A 20,724-nucleotide genomic window follows, 5' to 3' on the forward strand; every position below is an offset into this window, starting at 1 on the left:
ATGCGTAAGATATTGATCGTTGACGATGACCAGAAAACCAGGACGCTGCTGAAAGCCTACCTGGAAAAGAACCAGTACGAAGTGCGCCTGGCGCATAACGGCGAGGCGTTCCTGGCCGAGTTCCAGCGCTACGCGGAGGAACTGTCGCTGGTGATCCTGGACGTGATGCTGCCGGATACCGACGGCTTCGCCTTGTGCAAGACTGTCCGCCGCAAGTCCAACGTTCCCATCATCATGCTCACCGCCAGCTCCGACGAGACCGACCGCGTGGTCGGCCTGGAGCTGGGGGCCGACGACTATATCGCCAAGCCCTACAGCCCGCGCGAACTGCTGGCGCGGATCAAGGCCATCCATCGCCGCACCGGCATAGACAGCGCGGTGGCTCCGCGCTACTACCGCTTTGTCGGCTTCACGCTCGATACGGTGGAACGCACCCTGAGCGATCCTGACGGCCAGCTGGTGGCGCTGACCGGACTCGATTACCAGTTGCTGAAATATTTTGTCGAACACCCGGGCGACGTGCTCGACCGCGGTGTCCTGTGCGAGGAAACCCGCGGCCGCGACGTCGGCCCGCTGGACCGGTCGCTGGATGTGCAGATCAGCAAGCTGCGCCTGCGCCTGAACGACGGCGGCAAAGATCCGCACCTGATCAAGACCGTGCGCGGCGCCGGCTACGTGTTCTCCGCCGATGTGGCCGCTGCGCAGATCTGAGGCGGCGCCCAAGCGTAGCTGGTCGGCCTGGTATAACCAGCTGCTGTCCTGGCTGCTGCCGCATACGCTGCTGGGCCGCCTTTCGGTGGTGATGGTGTTCGGCGTGCTGGTGACGCAGCTGGCGGGCGGCCTGATCTGGTCGGCACAGCTGCGCAGCAAGGCGGAAATCGAAACCAGGACCGCGGCGCAGCACCTGGCGCACACCGCGGCCAGCGCGATCCGTTTCTTCATGAGCCTGCCGGCGAATTACCGGCCGATCCTGATCCAGCAACTGCGCGAAATGGGCGGCACCCGTTTTTTCGTGAACACCAACGACGGCCCGGTGACGATCCACAAGATTGCCGACAACACCCTGGCCAACATGGCGCTGGCCGAGATCGGCGCCACCATGAAAACCGACTTGCCGTTCCTGCCGGGTTTCCGCCTGGCGTTTGCCTGGCCCGACGACCTGGTGGTGTCGCCGCAAGGCTTGCAGGTGGCGGACCTGCCGGACAGCTGGGTCCAGCACACGCTGCTGATCAAGCCGAATCCGGCGCCGGTGCTGGTGATCCAGACCGAACTGGAGCCCGGCAACTGGCTGTACCTGGCTGCGCTTATGCCGAATCCTTATTTCCTCGATAGCGATAACCCGCTGTCGCCGGAGCGTTTGCTGTTGCAGGGTTTGTCGCTGGCCACCGTGCTGCTGCTGTCGATCCTGGTGGTGCGCTGGACCACCAGGCCGCTGGCGGCGCTGTCGGACGCCGCCGAAGCATTCGGCAAAGGCGAGGCCGCGCCTGAATTGCCGGAAACCGGCAGCCGCGAATTCATCAAGACCGCGCGCGCCTTCAGGTCCATGCGCGAGCGCATCAAGCGCTACCTGGACGATCGCGAACGCCTGTTCGTCTCGATCTCGCACGATTTGCGCACCCCGATCACGCGCCTGAAACTGCGCACCGAACTGCTGGACGATGAACATCTGCGCAGCGAATTCCATGAAGACCTGGATGAGCTCGACATGATGGTCAAGGGCGCCTTGCAATCGGTCAAGGATAGCGATATCCATGAAAACCGCACCGAGGTAAAGCTCGATGCGCTGATCTTGCGCATGATACGAGACGCCCGCATGGCGGGGCACGAAGTCGCGTTTGCCGAATCGGGCCTGACGGTGATGGCCAAGCCGCTGGCGCTCAAGCGCGCCATCGGCAACCTGTTCGACAACGCGCTGCACTATGGCGAGAAGGTGGAAATCTCGGTTGCCGGCCTGATCAATGAATCCGGCAACAATATCCAGATCCAGATCCGCGACCATGGTCCCGGCGTGCCGGAAGAAGCCTTGCACAGCCTGTTCGAGCCGTACACCCGGCTGGAGCACGGGCGCGACCAGAATGCCGGCGGCATGGGGCTCGGCCTGGGCATCGCGCGCAATATCGTACAGGCGCATGGCGGCGAGCTGCAGTTGCGCAATCATGCCGACGGCGGCCTGGTGGCTACCATCGTCCTGCCTGCGGATTAGCAATTTTCTGGGGCGTCAGCCGTTTTTCGGCGCAAGCCTGTCGATGGTTTGCCTGTGCCCGGGATTCTTGCCGCGGAATGCCGCCAGGTCTTCCGGCCCGGCAATCTTGAATTTCGCGAACTCGAACGGACCTTTGCATTCGCAGGTGACAAGTCCGTATTCTCCAGCCGGGTAGGCGCCGAACCAGTCGCCGAAGCCGTCGTTCTTTTCTATGACGACATCATTTCCGTACGTGACGTCTTCTTCCGATTTCCAGAGTCCGCGGGCATCTATTTTCGGGATGCGCAAAGCATCTCCCGAGATCAGCTTGAATCTCTCTTTGGTGTCTTGCAGACTGTGCCAGCTGGAAATGGCTTGCTCGGGCAGCAGGTAGAAAATCACGGTGCTGGCGCCGGTGCGGATGAATTCGCGATAGAAGCCGCCCTCGGGGTGGGGCTCCAGCGCGAGTCCCTGTTCAATATGTTTTGCAGTCAGGCGCTGGTGTGCAGGAAGCGTTTCGAGTTTTCCTGCGTATGCCTCTATATTCGATTTTTCTATAAGCAAGCGTTTTTTTTCTGCGGCGGCGGTTCCTGCCGCAACCAGGTCATTCAATTCCTCGATGTAAACGCTTAAATTTTCAATCAGTCTTTCAGGCGAGTACATTCTGGTTCCTCTTATAGGCCGAAGTCATGGTCTTTTGCGATATGGAGAGCAGCTAGGCTAGCACATATTTAGAATTGATTTTTGCAGGGGATTATGGATTTAACGCCTTCAAGCGGCCGGATGCATTCACCATGACGCATTGCCGGCATTCAAAAAAATTCATTGTGCCGATCCGAACGCTCCAGATTGCAGCCTGGACAAGATGAAGCGCAACCTTTCTTCGACTGGCGTTCGCGGCAGCTCGATCAGTTCATAGCCATACTTTGCATAAATGGCGACCATGGAATCATATGTACGCACTGCTTCTTCAAATGTCTGCTTTCGCTCCTTGTCTTGAGAGAAGATTTCAGGCCATGGCGGCGCAATGAATACTTGCGGATGGTAGCGAAAAGCTAATGCTGCTTTTTCCACGTGCGCGGGTATCTCTAGCCCCAGCAGCTGTAAATACCCAGCCACATCCGGCACGCCGCGGTCGAAGAAAACCGGCCCGGCCATATTTGCCGCAAGGTGGTATGAACGCATTTCCCAGCACAGCATTAACTCAGCAAATGACGTTGTATCCTGCCACGGCAACGCATGTCCGCCAATTGCCACCTGGTCTTGTATGACACCTCTGCCTGCTTCGATCGAGCGCGCATAGCCGGCCCGTGCCAGGCTATCAATCAACGTGCTTTTCCCCGATCCGGGGCCTCCGGTTATAACGATCAATTGTTTAGGATCTACGGTCATGGTGACTCCGGCTGGTGTTATAGATCGCCGGCGCTGCTGCCAGGCCGCCGGCCTCATCAAGTTGGGTTGGGTGTGTAAAGCAAGTTTGGCATGTCCGCTTCCAGCCGAATAGGGTGGAAGCGGGCGCCCAAGCGGAAAGAGGGCGCTACCGTGTAGGGAAAAAACTGCCCCCGCGATGTCGATTATGCGGATGGCAATGCGGCTTTCTGCTACAGGCCGAAGTTATAGTTTTTCGCGACATGGACAGCGGCTTCGCGCAGGTCGTGGGCGAGTTCCGAACGGATGCCGCCGCTCGGGTAGGCGAGCACGTATTTGTAGTTGATGTCAGCCTTGAACGGCCGCGTGACGACGCCATGGGGGAGCCAGATCTTCGCTGCGAACGGTTCCACGATGGCCACGCCGAAGCCGTTGGCGACCATGGCGTAGCGGGTGTGCGAGGTATGCGTCTGGATGGTGTAATTGGGGCGGATCGCGGCCGATTTCAGCGTCGACAATTCACGGTCGTAGGATTGCGCGCTGTTGGGCATCCAGCCGATCACGTTTTCGCCGTCCAGGTCTTCCGGCAGGATGACTTCCTTTTGCGCCAGGGGGTGGCTGGCCAGCATCGCACACAGCACGCTGGCTTCCATGAGCGGTTCGACCTCGATGCCGGCAAACGGCGGAAACGCCAGGCTCAGCGCCATGTCGACCTTGAGGTCCTGCAGGCCGACCAGGATCTCGGGCACGGTGCAGCTGTCGATCTTGACCGAGACATCGGGATGCTGCTTGAAGAAACGCTGCAGCACTTCCGGCAGCAGGGTGGTGGACAGCACCGGCAGGCAGGCGATGGTCAGGCCTTCCGGCGCTTCATGGCGGATATTGCCCGCCACCTGCATCAGCCGCTCCAGTCCCAGGAAATTTTCTTCCACCGCTTTGTAAAAGCGCACGCCGGCATTGGTTGGCTCCAGGCGACCCTTGGCTCGGTTGAACAGGCGAAAACCGAGGTCGGCCTCTAGATCGGCAATCAGGCGGCTGATCGCCGGCTGGGTGACGTGCAGGCGGCGTGCAGCAGAGACGCTGGTGCCGGAAATCATCAGTGAGCGGAAAGCCTCGATTTGTCTGAAACGGATCATGATCTTATGCCAATGCAGAATGTGATTGTAACGCTCTATAACAAACTGCTATGGCGCATACAAATTTGTGAGTGGACATGATATTCCATTCTTGTGACACTGTCTGCATTGGAGATGTTGTTATTGGCATGGTCGGCAATAAGCAATAATCCACACCGGATTCTACATTGAACGACATTCAATGAACGCGCGGGCAGACCTGTTCTGCCGGTTGCCTGAAACGATTTCTGGTTATGTTCCAGATCTGCCCACAAGGCGCCCTGTTTTAAGAGATTTCGAGGCCCTCACGAGGTGGCTTTCGGATCCTGGGGCCAAGCGAGTCCGCCAAGACCGCGGTTCTGCCGATCAGCTTCCTGCTTCCTTCCGTTCCCATCCCCGCACTGTCTTTCCCTTGCTGCCGTCAGCGGATGAAATAGCCCGAGACTTTCCAGCTGCCGTCTTTTTCGCGCATGGGCGTAACGGTTTCGGTCGCCGATTTTTTGTTTTCGAACTGCGTCTCGTACTGGATCACGACATATTCGCCGTCGGGTGCGCCGGGCAGGGTGGTTGCATATTCCGTGCTTTTCAGCTCGCGCGCCTTTACCGGGCCAAGCGGCGCCCGCAATGAGCGGACTCCGGTTTCCCAGGTGTTTTTTGCGATGCCGGTCTTGAAGAATGTGCCTGCGCGCTCCCAGCTTTCACCGTACTTGCCGGCATCGGTCAGCGCCATCCAGGCTTTGGCCGCGGTTTCGGCTTGCTGGATGAGTTCGGCTTGCGGGTCTGCAGCAAAGGAGGGCGTAGCAGCGCTCAGCAGCGCAACGGTGACCAGCGTCAGTATGGTTTTCATTTTCCTAGTCTCAAGATGAATTGCTGCCATATTGGAAAGTACGTTCAAATCATAGGGGTTGGAGCAGGCATGCGCAATGCCCGTGACACTATAGAATTGGGGCAACACTATCAGGATGCCTCCATGTATCGTTTGCCGACCACCGCCACCGCCCCATTTTGTCCTTCCGAAGTTGCCGGCACCGTTGCCGTCCCGAGCAGCGGCCCGTTCTGGAAAAAAATCCTCAGGTTCGTAGGGCCCGGCTTGCTGGTCTCGGTCGGCTACATGGATCCCGGCAACTGGGCCACTTCGATCCAGGCCGGATCGCAGTTCGGCTACCAGCTGCTGTTCGTGGTGCTGCTGTCCAGCCTGGCGGCAATTGTCCTGCAATGCCTCAGCATGCGCCTCGGTATCGCTACCGGCAAGGACCTGGCAGTGCATTCGCGCGAGAACTACAGTCCGCGCGTCAGCAAGGGCATGTGGTTTTTCGCGGAGATTTCCATCGTTGCCTGCGACCTGGCGGAGGTGCTGGGATGCGCGCTGGCGTTCAAGCTGCTGCTCGGCGTCTCGCTGCCGGTCGGCGTGTTGCTGACCGCGTTCGATACGCTGCTGGTGCTGGGATTGAAAGGTAAAGGGTTCCGCCAGATCGAGGCGATCATCCTCGGCCTGGTGTTGACCATCGCGGCCTGCCTGTTTGTCGAACTGGTGTTCCTCAAGCCGGACTGGCATGCGGTAGCCGCCGGCATGCTGCCATCCTTGAGCGCGCTGTCGAGCCGGGAGCCGCTGTACCTGGCGATCGGCATCCTCGGCGCTACCGTGATGCCGCACAACCTCTACCTGCATTCATCGATAGTGCAAACGCGGGTGGTGGAAAGGAATGACCGCAGCCGCGGGCAGGCGATACAGCTGTCGCGGCTCGATACCATCGTCTCGCTGCTGCTGGCGCTGCTGGTCAACGGCGCCATCCTGGTGCTGGCGGCGAGCGCATTCCATGCCACCGGAAATACGGCGGTGATCGATATCGACCAGGCGTACCGCCTGCTCGACCCGATCACCGGCAGCGCCGCGGCCGGCATCCTGTTCGGCCTGGCGCTGCTGGCCTCGGGACAGAGTTCGACATTTACCGGGACGATCGCCGGCCAGGTCATCATGGAGGGTTTCCTCAACCTCAAGATCCCGTGCTGGCAGCGGCGCCTGCTGACGCGCGGCCTGGCGCTGGCGCCAGCCCTGGTCGGCGTGCTGGCCTGGGGCGAGCACTCGGTGGGGCGCTTGCTGGTGCTCAGCCAGGTGGTGCTGAGCCTGCAGCTGCCGTTCGCCATGTATCCGCTGATCCGCCTCACCAGCCGGCGCGACGTGATGGGCGTGTTCGCCAATTCGTGGCTGACGGCCAGCGTGTCGTGGCTGCTGTTCGTGCTGATTTCAGGCGCGAATATCTGGCTGGTGCTGCAGGTATTCGGCCTCGGCTAGTTGGCGAATGCCGGGATGCCGGTCTGCGCCCGCCCCAGGATCAGCGCGTGCACGTCATGCGTTCCTTCGTAGGTATTCACCACTTCCAGGTTGACCAGGTGGCGGATCACGCCGAATTCGTCGGAAATGCCGTTGCCGCCCAACATGTCGCGCGCAACGCGAGCGATGTCCAGCGCCTTGCCGCAGGAGTTGCGCTTCATGATGGAGGTGATTTCCACCGAGGCGCTGCCTTCGTCTTTCATGCGGCCCAGCCGCAGGCAACCCTGCAGCGCCATGGTGATCTCGGTTTGCATGTTCACCAGCTTCACCTGCACCAGCTGGTTGGCGGCCAGCGGCCGGCCGAACTGCTTGCGGTCCATGGTGTACTGGCGCGCCGCATGCCAGCAGAATTCGGCGGCGCCGAGCGCGCCCCAGGCGATGCCGAAGCGAGCCGAGTTGAGGCAGGTAAACGGGCCTTTCAAGCCGCGCACTCCGGGGAAGGCGTTTTCTTCGGGGCAGAATACCTGGTCCATCACGATCTCGCCGGTGACCGAGGTGCGCAAGCCGACCTTGCCATGGATCACCGGCGTCGATAATCCCTTCCAGCCTTTTTCAAGGACGAAACCGCGGATCGCGCCTTCGTCGTCCTTGGCCCAGACCACAAATACGTCGGCGATCGGGCTGTTGGTGATCCACATCTTGTTGCCGGTAAGCTGGTAGCCGCCGTCGACCTTGCGTGCGCGCGTGGCCATGCTGCCGGGATCGGAGCCGTGGTCCGGTTCGGTCAGGCCGAAGCAGCCGATCAGTTCGCCGCTGGCTAGCCGCGGCAGGTATTTTTGCCTGGTGGCTTCGCTGCCGAATTCGAAAATCGGCAGCATCACGAGGGAGCTTTGCACGCTCATCATGGAGCGGTAGCCGGAGTCGACGCGTTCGATTTCGCGGGCGATCAGGCCGTAGCTGACGTAGTTCAGGCCGGCGCCGCCGTATTCTTCGGGAAGGGTTGCGCCGAGCAGGCCGAGCGCGCCCATTTCGCGGAAAATGCCGGCGTCGGTCTGCTCGTTGCGGAATGACATCAGCACGCGCGGCGCCAGCTTGTCGCGGGCGTAGGCGGCTGCGCTGTCGCGCACCAGGCGTTCTTCGCCGCTGAGCTGCTGCTCTAGCAGGAGCGGGTCGTCCCAATGGAAGCTGGCGTGTGGTGAGGGCATGTGTATTCTCCAAGGATCCGTTGTGTGCGACCTGCCTGTCTGGCGGGTATCGGCTTTGCAATTTGCATTGCCGCTATCGTACTAAAGTTCCTGCCATATTACTTGATGCCTTCCACAGCAACGGTTCAAGTTCCGGTTGCGCAGTTAAATGGGGTCAGAGTTTTTTTTTCGCGTCTTTTGCGAAAATTACTCTGACCCCATTTAACGGACCACGGAGTACGTGCGCTGGCATTCGTTTGTAGTTACCAAAAACGTTTACTGCCCAGCGGCCGCAAGCCGAATAATTCGACTCTGACCCTAATTAATTGGTGTGATTTCAGGACGAAAAAAATCCCGCTCGCCAGAATTTTCCAGTGCGCAAGCGGGATTGGAGAAGACGTTGCTTTGCTTATGCTTCGGTCAGCGCCGGGTAGTCGGTGTAGCCGTGTTCGCCTACGCCGCCGTACAGCGGTGCGTCTTCGAACGGTACGTTCAGCGGCAGGTTGTGCTGCAGGCGATGCACCAGGTCTGGGTTGGTGATGAAGGCGCGGCCGAAGGCAACCAGGTCGGCGTGGCCGCTGGCGATGGCTTGGCGCGCCATCATGCGGTCGTAGCCGTTGTTCACCAGCCAGGCGCCGTCGAAGCGCTGGTGCAGTGCTTCGTAGTCGAATGGTGCGTTGTCGCGCGGACCGCCGGTGTGGCCTTCGACTACATGCAGGTAGGCCAGGCCGAACTGGTTGAGCTGTTCGACCAGGTAATTGAACAGCGGCTGCGGCTGGCTTTCGCTGGAATCGTTGACCGGCGATACCGGCGAGAGGCGCACGCCGACCCGGCCGCCGCCGATTTCGGCAGTGGTTGCTGCCACCACTTCCAGCAGCAGGCGGCTGCGGTTTTCGATGCTGCCGCCGTAGATGTCGGTGCGGTGGTTGGCGCCGTCGCGCAGGAAGCTGTCGAGCAGGTAGCCGTGCGCGCCGTGGATTTCAATGCCGTCGAAACCGGCATCCATCGCGCGCCTTGCGGTCTGGCGGAAGTCGTCCACCACGCCTGGGATCTCTTCCAGCGTCAGTTCGCGCGGCACCGAAGTATCGACAAAACCTTCGCCGACCACAAAGGTCTTGGCCTCGGCGCGGATCGCCGACGGCGCTACCGGCGCCTTGCGGCCGGGCTGGAAGGAGACATGCGACATGCGGCCGGTATGCCAGATCTGCACCACGATGCGGCCGCCTTTCTCATGCACGGCGTCGGTGATTTTTTTCCAGGCGGCGACCTGTTCCGGCGTATGCAAGCCAGGCGTGTTGGCGTAACCCTGGGCCTGGGCCGACACCTGGGTCGCTTCGGTGACGATCAGGCCGGCGCCTGCGCGCTGGGCGTAGTATTTCAGGTTCAGCTCGTTCGGCACATTGCCTTCGCCGGCGCGGTTGCGGGTCAGCGGCGCCATCACGATGCGGTTGGATACTTCGATGTCGCCGATGCGGGCTGGCTGGAACAGGCTGTCTTCGGTACGGGTTTCCGGGGTGCGGCTCATGTACATTCCTTCGTGAATAAATCGCTGTCAGGCGATTGGTGGTTTGACTTGCTGCTGAAAAAAACAAACTGCAATACAGGTTGATAAATGACCGGTCGTCTTGGATTCGCTTAAAAAAATCGCTGCAATTCCTTCTGTGGCGTTACGGCAGGAAAAAATGATCGAACATCAGGTTCACGCAGGCGCGCACCGGCGCCGTCGAACGTTCGATTTTCATGCGCAGCATGGCGCCTTCCCAGGCGTTCCAGAAAAAATCGGTGAGTTGTTCCGCGCTCAGGTCGGTGCGCACCGAACCATCGGCCTGGGCCTTGCGCAGATAGCTGGCGAAGCGCTTGCGCCAGCCGGCCACCACTTCCTGCAGGGTAAGGCGGCAGAGTTCGCTGGACTCCGACATTTCGGCGGCAAAATTACCCAGCAGGCAGCCGGCTTTCACGGCGCACTGCTCGTGGTAGCCGATGATGCGTTCGTAGGTATAGCGCAGCGCCGCCAGCGGCTGTTCCGGCCCCTCGGCAAAATAGCCGGACCATTTGTCGGCGAAGCCGTCGGCGTAGAAAGAGATGACCTCGGCGCCGAAGTCTTCCTTGCTCTTGAAATAGTTGTAGAACGAACCTTTGGGTACGCCGGCGGCATCGACGATTTCCTTGATGCCGGTGCCGTTGTAGCCTTGTTCCGCGAACAGGCCGAGCCCGGTTTCGAGCAGGGTGGCGCGGGTGTCGTTGAGGGTGTGGACTTTATTCATTCCGCTATTATATGACCAGTCGTCTCAAATTGCTTGGCTTTGAAAATAAATGCATTGTTGATAATTTTTGACATGATCGAAAGCAGCGGTAAAAGAACAGGAAAATAATCCCGCACAGCATCCGTTTCGCCTATGAACGGACGGCATATTTAATTTCCGCATAAGGATAAAAGCGGACGGCATTACTGCTATCATTTGTTCAATGTTCCCATCAGGAACAATATGCACCGCGCTTACTTACCCAGTGTTGCCGCTTTTAAAGAGTTGCCATCATTTTTACAGCATTCCGTCTATTTTTCATGCGCAAGCTGTCGGCCGACCCGATGCTGCGCCACCACGACTTCCGCCGCTTCTGGCTGACCACGGTCCTGGCCAGCTTCGGCGAACAGATCAGCAGCCTGGCGATTCCGCTCACCGCGGTGCTGCTGCTGCAAGCCACCCCGGCCCAGATGGGCACGCTGATCGCATTGCAGACCTTGCCGTTCGCGCTGTTCTCGCTGCCGGTCGGGGTCTGGCTGGACCGGCGCAGCAAATATCCGGTGCTGCTGTGGTCGGAATTCCTGTTCGGCGTCGTGCTGGCGGTGATCCCGCTGAGCTACTGGCTGGGTTTGCTGAACATGCATGTGCTGTACGCGGTAGGTTTCCTGATGGGGATCGGCTTTGTCATCGGCGGCAGCGCTTCCCAGGTGTTTCTGGCGCAGCTGGTGGGGCGCGAGCAGCTGTTGGATGCGCAAAGCAAATTCGCTGCAACCGATTCGATGGCGCGGCTGGTCGGTCCCGGCATCGCCGGCATGCTGGTGCAGTTGCTGACGGCGCCGGTGGCGGTGCTGGTCGATGCCCTCGGTTTCGTTGGCTCCTGGTGGAACCTGCGTTACCTGCGCAAGCGCGACAGCTATCCGGCGCCGTCGGATCGCCATCCCTTCCGCGAGATGGTGGACGGCATCAAGATGGTCTGGAACCACGAGGTGTTGTGGGCGCTGGCCTGGGGCACCGCCTTGTGGCAAGTGCTGTTCAATGGCTACCTGGCCTTGCAGATCCTGTTCGCCACCCATCAGCTCGGCATGTCGCCAGGCGTGCTGGGCGCGGCGCAAACCTTGGGCGGGCTGGGAGTGCTGGTCAGCTCCATGCTGCTCAAGCCCTTGTCGCGCAGGTTCGGCAGCGGCCGCACCATCCTGATCGGCCTCGGCGGCACCGGCGCGGCATGGCTGCTGCTGGCGATGATTCCGGCCAACCTGTTTGGTTCGCCGCTGCTGAGTGCGCTGGCGTATGGCGTGGTGGTGTTCATCTTCGATTGCAGCGCCATGCTGTATTTCATGCCTTACCTGGCGTTGCGGCTGAAGCTGACGCCGGATGCCTACCACGGCCGCATGGTGTCGACCATGCGTTTCATGACGGTGGCGGCGGCGCCGCTGGGCGCTTTGTCGGCCGGCTGGATTGCCGAACACCTGGGCGTGCGCAGCGGACTGATTGCCATCGCGGCGGGCGGCAGCTTGCTGACTTTCGGCTTGCTGAAGACTTCGCCCTTGCGCGATATCCGCGACTGACGCCGGATCCGCGCCTGAACGGTGAGGCCCCCCCCCAAAAAAAAAAACCTGCCTCAGCGCATCGATTTCGACTTTGGCTGAGGCAGGCTGGAGAGAAGCGTCATGTGCCTGCATGGCGGGCAGCCAGGCAAACAGTATCTTTGGAGATGGCGGTGCGGCCCGGGCAGCACCGCCATTTTTCTTGGCTACCTGGCCGACGCCAAGGCGCTGTTGCCGGCCGCGGTCGGCTCCCAGCCGCCGCCCAGCGCCCGGATCAGGCCGACCGAAGCGACTGCCCGCTGGCCGACGCTCTGGCTTTTCGCACGCTGTGCGGAGAGGCTCGAACGTTGCGCATCGATCACTTCAAAGTAGCTGGTAGAACCGTTCCGATAGCGTGAATCTGCGAGGCGGGCGGCGAGCTGCGCCGACTTCACCGCATCTTCCTGGAAGCGGATCTGGTTATCCAGGGTGCGCAGGGCGCTCAGGTTGTCTTCCACATCCTGGAAGCCGACCAGCACCTGCTGCCGGTAGTTGGCCACCACCGATTCGTAGCTGGCGTCGGCGCGCGCCAGGTTGGCCTTGTTGCGGCCGCCGTCCAGCAAAGGCAGGTTGAGCATGGTGCCGACCAGCGGCCCCAGCAGCCAGCTGCGGCTCGACCACTGGAACAGGTTGTGCAGCGCATCCGAACCGTAGCCGCCGGATGCGGTCAGCACCAGGCTCGGAAAGAACGCTGCCTTGGCGACGCCGATGCGGGCGCTGGCGGCAGCCAGCTGGCGCTGCGCCTGGGCGATGTCGGGCCGGCGCTGCAGCAGGTCGGAAGGCAGGCCCGGCGGCACCGCGACCGTCACCGGCTGCAGCGGTTCAGGCGCCAGCGTGAACTGCGCCGGCGCCTTGCCGAGCAGGATCGCCAGCGCATGGTCGCGCTGGGCGCGGCTGCGGCTGACGCCTTCCTGTTCGGCCTGGGTCACCGACAGTTCGGTATTGGCTTGCGCTACATCGAGCTCGCTGGTGTCGCCGGCATCGTAGCGATGCTGCACCAGGCGCAGGTTTTCCTGGCGCAGTTTGACGGTTTGCTGCAGCACGTCGAGTTCCGAATCGAGCGAACGGATCGCAAAATACTGCTGGGCGACGTCGGCCTGCAAAGCCAGCAACACCGAGCGATACGCCGCTTCCTGTCCTTCCGCATCGAGGCGGGCGGCGCGGCTGCTGTCCGACAGGCGGCCGAACAGGTCGACTTCATAAGATGCATTCAGCTGCGCGCGCCACTGCGTCGAAGCACCGGTGGCGTCGCCCTGGCGGGTCGGGCCGAAACCGGCGCCGAGCTGGAATGCGCGATCGGCGTCGGCCAGGCCGGCAGTGGCGCGTGCATCCTTGACGCGCGCCATGGCCATCACCAGGGTCGGGCTGGATGCGGTGGCGTCGGTAATCAGCTTGCTGAGTTCGGCATCGCCGAACACCGACCACCAGGCGCCGCGGTCAGCGCCGTCGGCCGGCTGGGCGACTTGCCATTTGCCGTCCAGCGTCGCCGCTTCGCGGTACTGGCCGGGCAGGTCGACCGCGACCTGTTCCGGCGGCTTGGTGGTGGAGCAGCCGGCCAGCACCAGTGCGGCCGCCAGCGTGCTGAGTTTGAGATTGAAAGTTTTCATGTTCAGATTCCTTCGATGTGCGCCACAGTGGCAAGCGCTGGCGCTGCCGGGCCTGTTGGCGCGGGGCCTGCATGCTGTTCTGCTTCCGGCTTGGCGCTGGTAAAGCGCGATGCCAGGGTGCGCAGCAGTACATAAAAGATCGGCGTCAGGAACAGCCCGAATGCGGTCACGCCGATCATGCCGGAGAACACCGCAACCCCCATTGCATGGCGCATTTCAGCGCCCGCGCCGGTCGACAGGATCAGCGGGATGACACCGGCGATGAAGGCGATCGAGGTCATCAGGATAGGGCGCAGGCGCAGGTGGGCGGCTTCGATCGCAGCGGCGTAGATGGAACGCCCCTGCAATTCCAGCTCATGCGCAAACTCCACGATCAGGATCGCGTTCTTGCACGCCAGTCCCACCAGCACGATCAGGCTGATCTGGGTAAAGATGTTGTCGTCGCCGCGGGTCAGCCAGACGCCGAAGATCGCCGACAGGATACCCATGGGCACGATCAGCAGCACCGCCAGCGGCAAGGTCAGGCTCTCGTATTGCGCCGCCAGCACGAAGAACACCAGCAGGATCGACAGCGGCAGGATGATGAACAGCGTATCGCCGGCGATCTTGTCCTGGTAAGTGATTTCGGTCCATTCGTAGCTGATGCCGCGCGGCAGGGTTTCGGCTGCGATGCGTTCGACCGCGGCCTGGGCCTGGCCGGTGCTATAGCCGGGCGCCGGCCCGCCGTTGACGTCGGCCGACGGGAAGGCGTTATAGCGTATCGCCTGGTCGGGGCCGTAGCTTTGCGTCATCTTCAGCAGGGACGACAGCGGCACCATCTCGCCGCGGTCGTTGCGCGCTTTCAGCATGCCGATGTCTTCAGCATGGGCACGGAACGGCGCATCCGCCTGGACCCGTACCTGGAAGGTGCGGCCGAACTTGTTGAAATCGTTCACGTAGAGCGAGCCGAGGTAGATCTGCAAGGTGTCGAACACCGCCGGGATCGATACGCCCAGCTGCTGGGCGCGGACGCGGTCGACGTCGGCGTACAGCTGCGGCACGTTGATCTGGAAGCTGGAGAACATGCCCGCCAGTTCCGGCGCCTTCTGCGCTTTCGCCATGAAAGCTTGCAAGCCGTCGTTCAAAGCCTGGTTGCCCAGCGCGGCACGGTCTTCGATCTGCAGCTTGAAGCCGCCGATGGTGCCCAGCCCTTGCACAGGCGGCGGCGGGAACACGGCGATGAACGCGCCCTGGATCGCGGCGAATTTCTGGTTCAGCTGCTGCGCGATCGCAATGCCGCTCTGGTCGGCGCCGCGCCGCTCGCTAAACGGCTTGAGCGTGGTGAACACGATGCCGGAGTTAGGGCTGTTGACGAAGCCGTTGATCGACAGGCCAGGGAAGGCCACGGCCGATTCCACGCCAGGCTGTTTCAGCGCGATTTCCGACATCTTGCGCATCACGTCCTCGGTGCGGTCCAGCGACGAAGCGTCAGGCAGCTGCGCAAAACCTACCAGGTATTGCTTGTCCTGGGCCGGGATAAAGCCGTTCGGCACGGTATGGAACAGCAGCACGGTGATGCCGATCAGCACCGCATACACGGCCAGCGCCGCGCTCTTGCGTTTCAGGATGCCGGTCACGCCGCCGCTGTAGGAATCGGAGGCGCGGTGGAAGACGCGGTTGAACACAGTAAAAAAGCCGCCGAAGAAACGGTCGATCAGGCGCTGGAAAGCGTCTTTCTTGGCGCCGTGGCCCTTCAGCAGCAAAGCTGCCAGCGCTGGCGACAAGGTCAGCGAATTGAATGCCGAGATCACGGTAGAAATCGCGATGGTCAGGGCGAACTGCTTGAAGAACTGGCCGGTCAGGCCGCTGACGAACGCCAGCGGGATGAACACTGCGCACAGGGTCAGGGCGATCGCAATGATTGGCCCGGACACTTCGCGCATGGCCTTGTAGGTGGCTTCCTTGGCCGACAGGCCGTTCTCGATGTTGCGTTCGACGTTCTCCACCACCACGATGGCGTCATCGACCACGATCCCGATCGCCAGCACCAGCCCGAACAGGCTCAAGGCGTTGATCGAAAAGCCGAGGCCGATCATCACCGCAAAGGTGCCGATCACCGATACCGGCACCGCCAGCAAGGGAATGATCGAAGCGCGCCAGGTTTGCAGGAAGATGATCACCACGATCACCACCAGCAGGATCGCTTCCAGCAGGGTATGGACCACGGCTTCGATGGAGGAGCGGACGAACTGGGTCGGGTCATAGACGATCTTGTAGTCGACGCCTTCCGGCATGTCCTGCTTCAGTTCGGCCATGGTGCGGCGGACGTTGTCGGAAATTTCCAGCGCGTTGGAGCCGGGCGCCTGGAAGATCGGGATCGCTACCGCCTGTTTGTTGTCGAGCAGCGAGCGCAGCGCGTATTCGCTGGCGCCGAGTTCGATCCGGGCCACGTCTTTCAGGTAAGTGACGACGCCATCGGGCGAGGTGCGGATCACGATGTTGCCGAATTCTTCTTCATTGGCCAGGCGGCCGCGGGCATTCACCGAGATCTGGTAGTTGACGCCTGGGACCGACGGCGACGCGCCGATCACGCCGGCGGCGACGTTGACGTTTTGCTGGCGGATGGCGTTGACCACATCGGAAGCAGCCAGGCCGCGTTCGGCCACCTTGCGCGGATCGAGCCAGACCCGCATCGAATAGTCGCCGGAACCGAACAGCTGCACCGAACCGATGCCGGGCAGGCGCGCCAGGCGGTCCTTGACGTTCAGCACGGCGTAGTTGCGCAGGTAGGCCATGTCGTAGCGGTCGTTAGGCGACAGCAAGTGCACCACCATGGTCAGGTTGGGCGAACTCTTGACCGTGGTCACGCCCAGCCGCTGGACTACGTCCGGCAAGCGCGGCAAGGCCTGGTTGACGCGGTTCTGCACCAGCTGCTGGGCCTGGTCCGGCGATGTGCCCAGCTTGAAGGTGATGGTCAGGGTCATCAAGCCGTCCGAAGTGGCTTGCGATGACATGTACAGCATGTCTTCGACGCCGTTGATCTGTTCCTCGATCGGCGTCGCCACGGTTTCGGCGATGGTTTGCGGATTGGCGCCCGGATACTGCGCCTTGACGATGACCGACGGCGGAATCACTTCCGGATATTCGGAAATCGGCAGGCTGAGCATGGAAATCAGGCCGCCGATCAGGATGATCGCAGATAACACGCCCGCAAAGATCGGGCGGTCGATAAAGAATTTTGAAATATTCATGGTGTTGGGCTCTGCTGGGTATTTGGCGTTGATGCTGGTGTTGATGCAACCGTGAGGATCGTCATCGCCTTTGTTATTTAGCGCTGGCCACCGTCACCGCAGCCTTGGCGGGAGAACTGTTTTCCCCATCCATGGTTACCGTGACCGGCGTGACCAGGTCATTCGGGCGTATCCGTTGCAAGCCGTTGACGACGATCCGTTCACCTTTCTTGAGGCCGGAACGGACCACGCGCAAGCCATCGACGATAGGGCCGAGCTTGACCGCGCGATAGGTGACCTTGTTGTCGGCGCCCAGCACCATGACGAATTTCTTGTCCTGGTCGTTGCCGACAGCCCTGTCGTCGATCAGCACCGCGGTTTCCGCCGCCGAGCCGCCGGTGCGCACCCTGGCGTACATGCCGGGGGTGAGGGCGCCGTTCTGGTTGTCGAACACGGCGCGCACGCGCATGGTGCCGGAGGCGGTGTCAAGCCGGTTGTCAAAAGCCTTGATCTGGCCTTGGTGCGGATAACCTTCTTCGCTCGCCAGCCCGATGGAGACCGGCAAGCGGCTTACGCCCGAATTGCCGACCGCGCCGTTGGCGGCGTAGCGGATATAGGTTTGCTCATCCACCTCGAAGCTGACGTACACCGGCGACACCGATACCACGGTAGTCAATGCCGGCGAAGCAACGCCGGCGCCGACCAGGTTGCCCACCGTGATCTCGGCGCGCGACACGCGGCCGCTGACCGGCGCTGCAATCGATGTGTATTGCAGGTTCAGGCGCGCGGTCTGCACCGCTGCGTCCGCCGCCTTGAGGCTGGCGTCGGCTTCCAGCAAGGCATTGTTGCGCTGGTCCAGCTCGCGCTGGGCCACGGCATGTTCTTCGATCAGGCGGCTGGTGCGCGCCAGCTCGGTTTTTGCCAGCGCCAGCCCGGCCTGGGCGCCGGCCTGGGTTGCCACTGCGCGCGCCAGTTCAGCTTGATACGGGCGGGGATCGATGGTGAACAGCAGGTCGCCTTTCTTGACCAGCTGGCCTTCCTGGAAATGCACGGCGTCGATGGTGCCCGATACGCGCGGGCGGATTTCAACCCGTTCGATGGCTTCCACGCGGCCCGAAAAATCATCCCATTCGGTAACCGATTTTTCCAGGGCGGCGGCGACCGAGACCGATGCTGCAGGAGGCGGTGCGGCGACCGCCTTGGCCTGGCGGCTGGTCAGGGTGAAGGTGCCGGCGGCGGCGAGGACGAGGATGCCAACCGCAATCGCAATGGCTTTGCGAGAAAATAATGGTGTCGAAGTTTGCATGTGAGACCCCTGGATATATATGTGGAAACGGAAATGGATAACTGCGTAATCGGAAACAATCGCTTGAGCGCAAGGCCGTCCGGGTGAGATTTCAGCTTGGTCTGGCGACCGACGATGGCGTTCTTGAGTGGCTCGGATTGCTTCAAATCATGATTAGCAATATATGACTGACTGCCTGCCAGCCGATAGCCGCTTACTGGACGCTTCTTGTCTGATCCTCCAGATGTGCTGGTTTTTCCCTTATCTGAAAGCAAAAAAACACGCTCGGAAAACATCAAATTTAATTCTGTGAGACACTGAAGTTTCCATTTGGCCACATCCGGCGTCTCCAGGATTTCTATTTAATAGCGATCACTACGATTTAGGGTTCGACTCTAGCGGGGTTGTTTTACGCTGTCAAGTAGTTTAATATCGATCACTATGGAAATGACACAAGACAAGCCGCGCAAGAAGGCCGGCCGTCCTTTATCGTTCGATAGGGAACTTGCGCTGGAGCGCGCGATGCTGGTTTTCTGGCGTTACGGCTATGAGGCGACTTCGCTCAATGACCTGACCAGCGCCATGGGAATCACGCCGCCCAGCCTGTACACGGCATTCGGCGACAAGGAACGCCTGTTCCTGGAAGCGGTGGAATATTACCTGGCGAAAAAACCATGTTTTTTCGAGTCGATCGTGGCCGAGCCGCTGACGGCGAAAGAAAGCATCCGCAGTTATCTCGAGGTCATCGCCATCTCGCAGACCGACCCCAACCAGCCGCCCGGCTGCATGGTCGTCACTTCAGCCACCAATTGCACCGCCGCCTCTTCGCATGTGCAGGAAGTGCTGGCGGACTACCGCGGACAGATGGAGGCCGGCATCAAGGACCGCCTGGACCGCGGCGTGCGCGAGGGTGAACTGGCCGCCGATACCGATACGGCGGCGATGGCGAGTTTTTTCGTGACTGTCATCCATGGCATGTCGACCCAGGCGCGCGACAACGCCGGCCGCGAGAAACTGCTGGCGATAGGCGCACAAGCGATGCGCGCCTGGCCGGATCCGCTTTAAGGCGGCTTGTGGGCCGGATATGGCCTTTCAATTTCAGACATTTCTTATATTTTCTGACGAACCCCGTGGCTAGAATGTCAAGCCAGTACCTCGGTTCATTGCCATGAGCAACTGAAGCGGGTAGTGCAACGACATTCTTTCTGGAGGCCGTCACGATGAGTCAAGTGCAGAAGCAGGAAATTAAGCTTCGGGATGAACAATGGCAAAAGCTGGAGCCGCTCCTGACCGGCAAGCAGAGCGATCCCGGCGCCAACGCAAAAAACAACCGCCTGTTCATTGAGGGCGTGCTGTGGATAGTCCTGAACAACAGCTTGTGGCGCCACCTGCCCCAGCGGTTCGGCAGTTCAAGCACGGCGTACATGCGTTTCCGGCGCTGGACCGAATGCGATTTCTGGCGCCAGCTGGCGCAAAGCCAGGCCGCGGACGCTGAGTTGGCGCAGATGCTGGAACGCATAGTCGAGCACGCCGACGTGTATACCAGGCGCATCGAGCAGCGCCTGCTGAGAAAAGCCCAGAAGGCCGTTTACCTGTCGGCCAAGGGCGCCGTCAAGGCCGCGCCGCTGTCCAGGCAGCCCGCGGTTGCGGCGGACGAATCAACCTTGCATTGGGTCGGTCTGGTCACGGCGTGACGATCCGCCGGCGCCTGCGGGAGGGCAGAAACAACGGCCCATATGCAAACTGATAGAAAATCTTACGAAGAACTAGCAAAAATAATAAACAGCCGCTATAATTCGTCCCCTGTTGGGGCGTTAGCTCAGCTGGTAGAGCAGCGGACTCTTAATCCGTAGGTCGTGTGTTCGAATCACACACGCCCCACCAACAGATTCAAAGCCTCCCGAGCAATCGGGAGGCTTTTTTATTTCCGTCAGATATTTCCGTCAAATAAGCGCTTTATTCGACACGTCCGATATCCAGTGGTCCATGCAGCGCCATTTCATTCGGCATTACAACCCATTTGCGGTGAGTTCTACATCGCAGTTCTGCGATTTTCTTTATCCGGTGCGCCGGCAGCAAGCCGACTTGGTACGCAAACGCACAGACCCCATGCCTTTTCCTGAATATTCTGGGTTGCAATCGCAGCGCACCGGCAGCATGCAGGTCTTCGGACCAAGTTCGCAATTCGGCCGGTGCTGCGATCGTGCAGTAGCGATGGCCTGATCTGCCGGCGCTCATCATTGTCGCCAGAGACTGATCAAATCTGGGTGGCTGCTCGCAATCTTGTGGGTAGTTCTGGTTAGTCAAACAAAGGAAATCATCATGAAGTACTTGATACAGTTTGCTGCAGCGTTGGCGACGCTCACACTGGCTGGTTGCTTTACCTTGCCTACGGGCCCTGCCGGGCCGCAAGGCGCGACCGGGTACACCGGCGCGACCGGCAGCACCGGCTACACAGGTGCGCCTGGCCGTGCCGGAGCCACTGGCGGCACCGGTGCAACCGGGGATACCGGCGCAACCGGAGGCACCGGAGCGACAGGGGATACCGGAGCAACCGGCTATACCGGAGCAACCGGCAGCACAGGTGCGCGAGGAAGTACCGGCGCCAAGGGAAGCACCGAGGCTGGAACTGTTGTCGTTATCCCGGCCCGTTAAAACGGCTGGCGGCGGACCCTT

General features: G+C 60.9%; 17 protein-coding genes and 1 tRNA gene. 8 read left to right on the forward strand and 10 right to left on the reverse strand.

Annotated elements, in window-relative coordinates:
- On the forward strand, positions 1-711 hold the full coding sequence (locus AC07RZ_RS05095) for a response regulator (RefSeq protein WP_092401325.1): 711 nt from the start codon (positions 1-3) through the stop codon (positions 709-711).
- A complete protein-coding gene (locus tag AC07RZ_RS05100) occupies positions 689-2,203 on the forward strand; it encodes an ATP-binding protein (protein ID WP_494667145.1) in 1,515 nt (504 codons plus the stop codon). Before AC07RZ_RS05095 ends, AC07RZ_RS05100 begins: the two co-directional genes overlap by 23 nt.
- 15 nt (positions 2,204-2,218) lie before the next feature.
- Here the strand turns inward: AC07RZ_RS05100 and AC07RZ_RS05105 are convergent, their stop codons facing one another.
- From AC07RZ_RS05105 to AC07RZ_RS05120, 4 genes are all read right to left on the reverse strand, one after another.
- Positions 2,219-2,845 (reverse strand): cupin domain-containing protein, encoded by a 627-nt coding sequence (locus AC07RZ_RS05105; RefSeq protein WP_494667146.1) that lies wholly within the window; start codon positions 2,843-2,845, stop codon positions 2,219-2,221.
- A gap of 159 nt (positions 2,846-3,004) precedes the next feature.
- Entirely contained in the window at positions 3,005-3,574 is a 570-nt protein-coding gene (locus tag AC07RZ_RS05110) for an AAA family ATPase (RefSeq protein ID WP_494667147.1), read from the reverse strand.
- Between the two features lie 209 nt (positions 3,575-3,783).
- A complete protein-coding gene (locus tag AC07RZ_RS05115) occupies positions 3,784-4,686 on the reverse strand; it encodes a LysR substrate-binding domain-containing protein (protein ID WP_092401313.1) in 903 nt (300 codons plus the stop codon).
- Positions 4,687-5,086: 400 nt separating this feature from the next.
- Positions 5,087-5,512, reverse strand: coding sequence for a DUF4019 domain-containing protein (locus AC07RZ_RS05120; protein ID WP_494667148.1), 426 nt, complete (start codon positions 5,510-5,512; stop codon positions 5,087-5,089).
- A gap of 123 nt (positions 5,513-5,635) precedes the next feature.
- On the opposite strand from AC07RZ_RS05120, the gene AC07RZ_RS05125 reads away from it, so the two are divergent.
- Positions 5,636-6,958: an Nramp family divalent metal transporter gene (locus tag AC07RZ_RS05125; protein WP_494667149.1), complete on the forward strand. Its 1,323-nt coding sequence runs from the start codon at positions 5,636-5,638 to the stop codon at positions 6,956-6,958.
- Here AC07RZ_RS05125 and AC07RZ_RS05130 read toward each other — a convergent pair.
- The 3 genes from AC07RZ_RS05130 to AC07RZ_RS05140 form a co-directional block, all read right to left on the reverse strand.
- Complete coding sequence (locus AC07RZ_RS05130) at positions 6,955-8,142, reverse strand: acyl-CoA dehydrogenase (protein WP_494667150.1); 1,188 nt, start codon at positions 8,140-8,142, stop codon at positions 6,955-6,957. The two genes, AC07RZ_RS05125 and AC07RZ_RS05130, sit on opposite strands and share 4 nt — an antisense overlap.
- Before the next feature lie 388 nt (positions 8,143-8,530).
- Positions 8,531-9,646, reverse strand: a complete 1,116-nt coding sequence (locus AC07RZ_RS05135) for an alkene reductase (RefSeq protein ID WP_494667151.1) — start codon at positions 9,644-9,646, stop codon at positions 8,531-8,533.
- Positions 9,647-9,788: 142 nt separating this feature from the next.
- Positions 9,789-10,385 (reverse strand): TetR/AcrR family transcriptional regulator, encoded by a 597-nt coding sequence (locus tag AC07RZ_RS05140; protein ID WP_494667152.1) that lies wholly within the window; start codon positions 10,383-10,385, stop codon positions 9,789-9,791.
- A 299-nt stretch (positions 10,386-10,684) separates the two neighbouring features.
- Between AC07RZ_RS05140 and AC07RZ_RS05145 the strand changes: the two genes are divergently transcribed.
- Entirely contained in the window at positions 10,685-11,929 is a 1,245-nt protein-coding gene (locus tag AC07RZ_RS05145; RefSeq protein ID WP_342828569.1) for an MFS transporter, read from the forward strand.
- 185 nt (positions 11,930-12,114) lie between these two features.
- On the opposite strand, the gene AC07RZ_RS05150 is transcribed toward AC07RZ_RS05145, so the two are convergent.
- The 3 genes from AC07RZ_RS05150 to AC07RZ_RS05160 form a co-directional block, all read right to left on the reverse strand.
- The gene (locus AC07RZ_RS05150; protein ID WP_494667153.1) at positions 12,115-13,554 is read right to left on the reverse strand and encodes an efflux transporter outer membrane subunit; all 1,440 of its coding nucleotides are present in this window, start codon (positions 13,552-13,554) and stop codon (positions 12,115-12,117) included.
- A 2-nt stretch (positions 13,555-13,556) separates the two neighbouring features.
- A complete protein-coding gene (locus tag AC07RZ_RS05155) occupies positions 13,557-16,784 on the reverse strand; it encodes an efflux RND transporter permease subunit (RefSeq protein ID WP_494667154.1) in 3,228 nt (1,075 codons plus the stop codon).
- Between the two features lie 73 nt (positions 16,785-16,857).
- On the reverse strand, positions 16,858-18,069 hold the full coding sequence (locus AC07RZ_RS05160) for an efflux RND transporter periplasmic adaptor subunit (protein WP_494667155.1): 1,212 nt from the start codon (positions 18,067-18,069) through the stop codon (positions 16,858-16,860).
- Between the two features lie 420 nt (positions 18,070-18,489).
- On the opposite strand from AC07RZ_RS05160, the gene AC07RZ_RS05165 reads away from it, so the two are divergent.
- The 4 genes from AC07RZ_RS05165 to AC07RZ_RS05180 all read left to right on the forward strand — a co-directional run bounded on the left by AC07RZ_RS05165 (position 18,490) and on the right by AC07RZ_RS05180 (position 20,703).
- The gene (locus AC07RZ_RS05165; RefSeq protein ID WP_144737031.1) at positions 18,490-19,113 is read left to right on the forward strand and encodes a TetR/AcrR family transcriptional regulator; all 624 of its coding nucleotides are present in this window, start codon (positions 18,490-18,492) and stop codon (positions 19,111-19,113) included.
- A 155-nt stretch (positions 19,114-19,268) separates the two neighbouring features.
- Positions 19,269-19,742: a transposase gene (locus AC07RZ_RS05170; RefSeq protein ID WP_494667156.1), complete on the forward strand. Its 474-nt coding sequence runs from the start codon at positions 19,269-19,271 to the stop codon at positions 19,740-19,742.
- Between the two features lie 114 nt (positions 19,743-19,856).
- A tRNA-Lys gene (locus AC07RZ_RS05175) sits at positions 19,857-19,932 on the forward strand.
- Positions 19,933-20,370: 438 nt separating this feature from the next.
- A complete protein-coding gene (locus AC07RZ_RS05180) occupies positions 20,371-20,703 on the forward strand; it encodes a hypothetical protein (RefSeq protein WP_092401664.1) in 333 nt (110 codons plus the stop codon).
- Positions 20,704-20,724 lie beyond the last annotated feature (21 nt).

The organism is Collimonas sp. GW821-FHT07E08 (genome assembly GCF_059418905.1).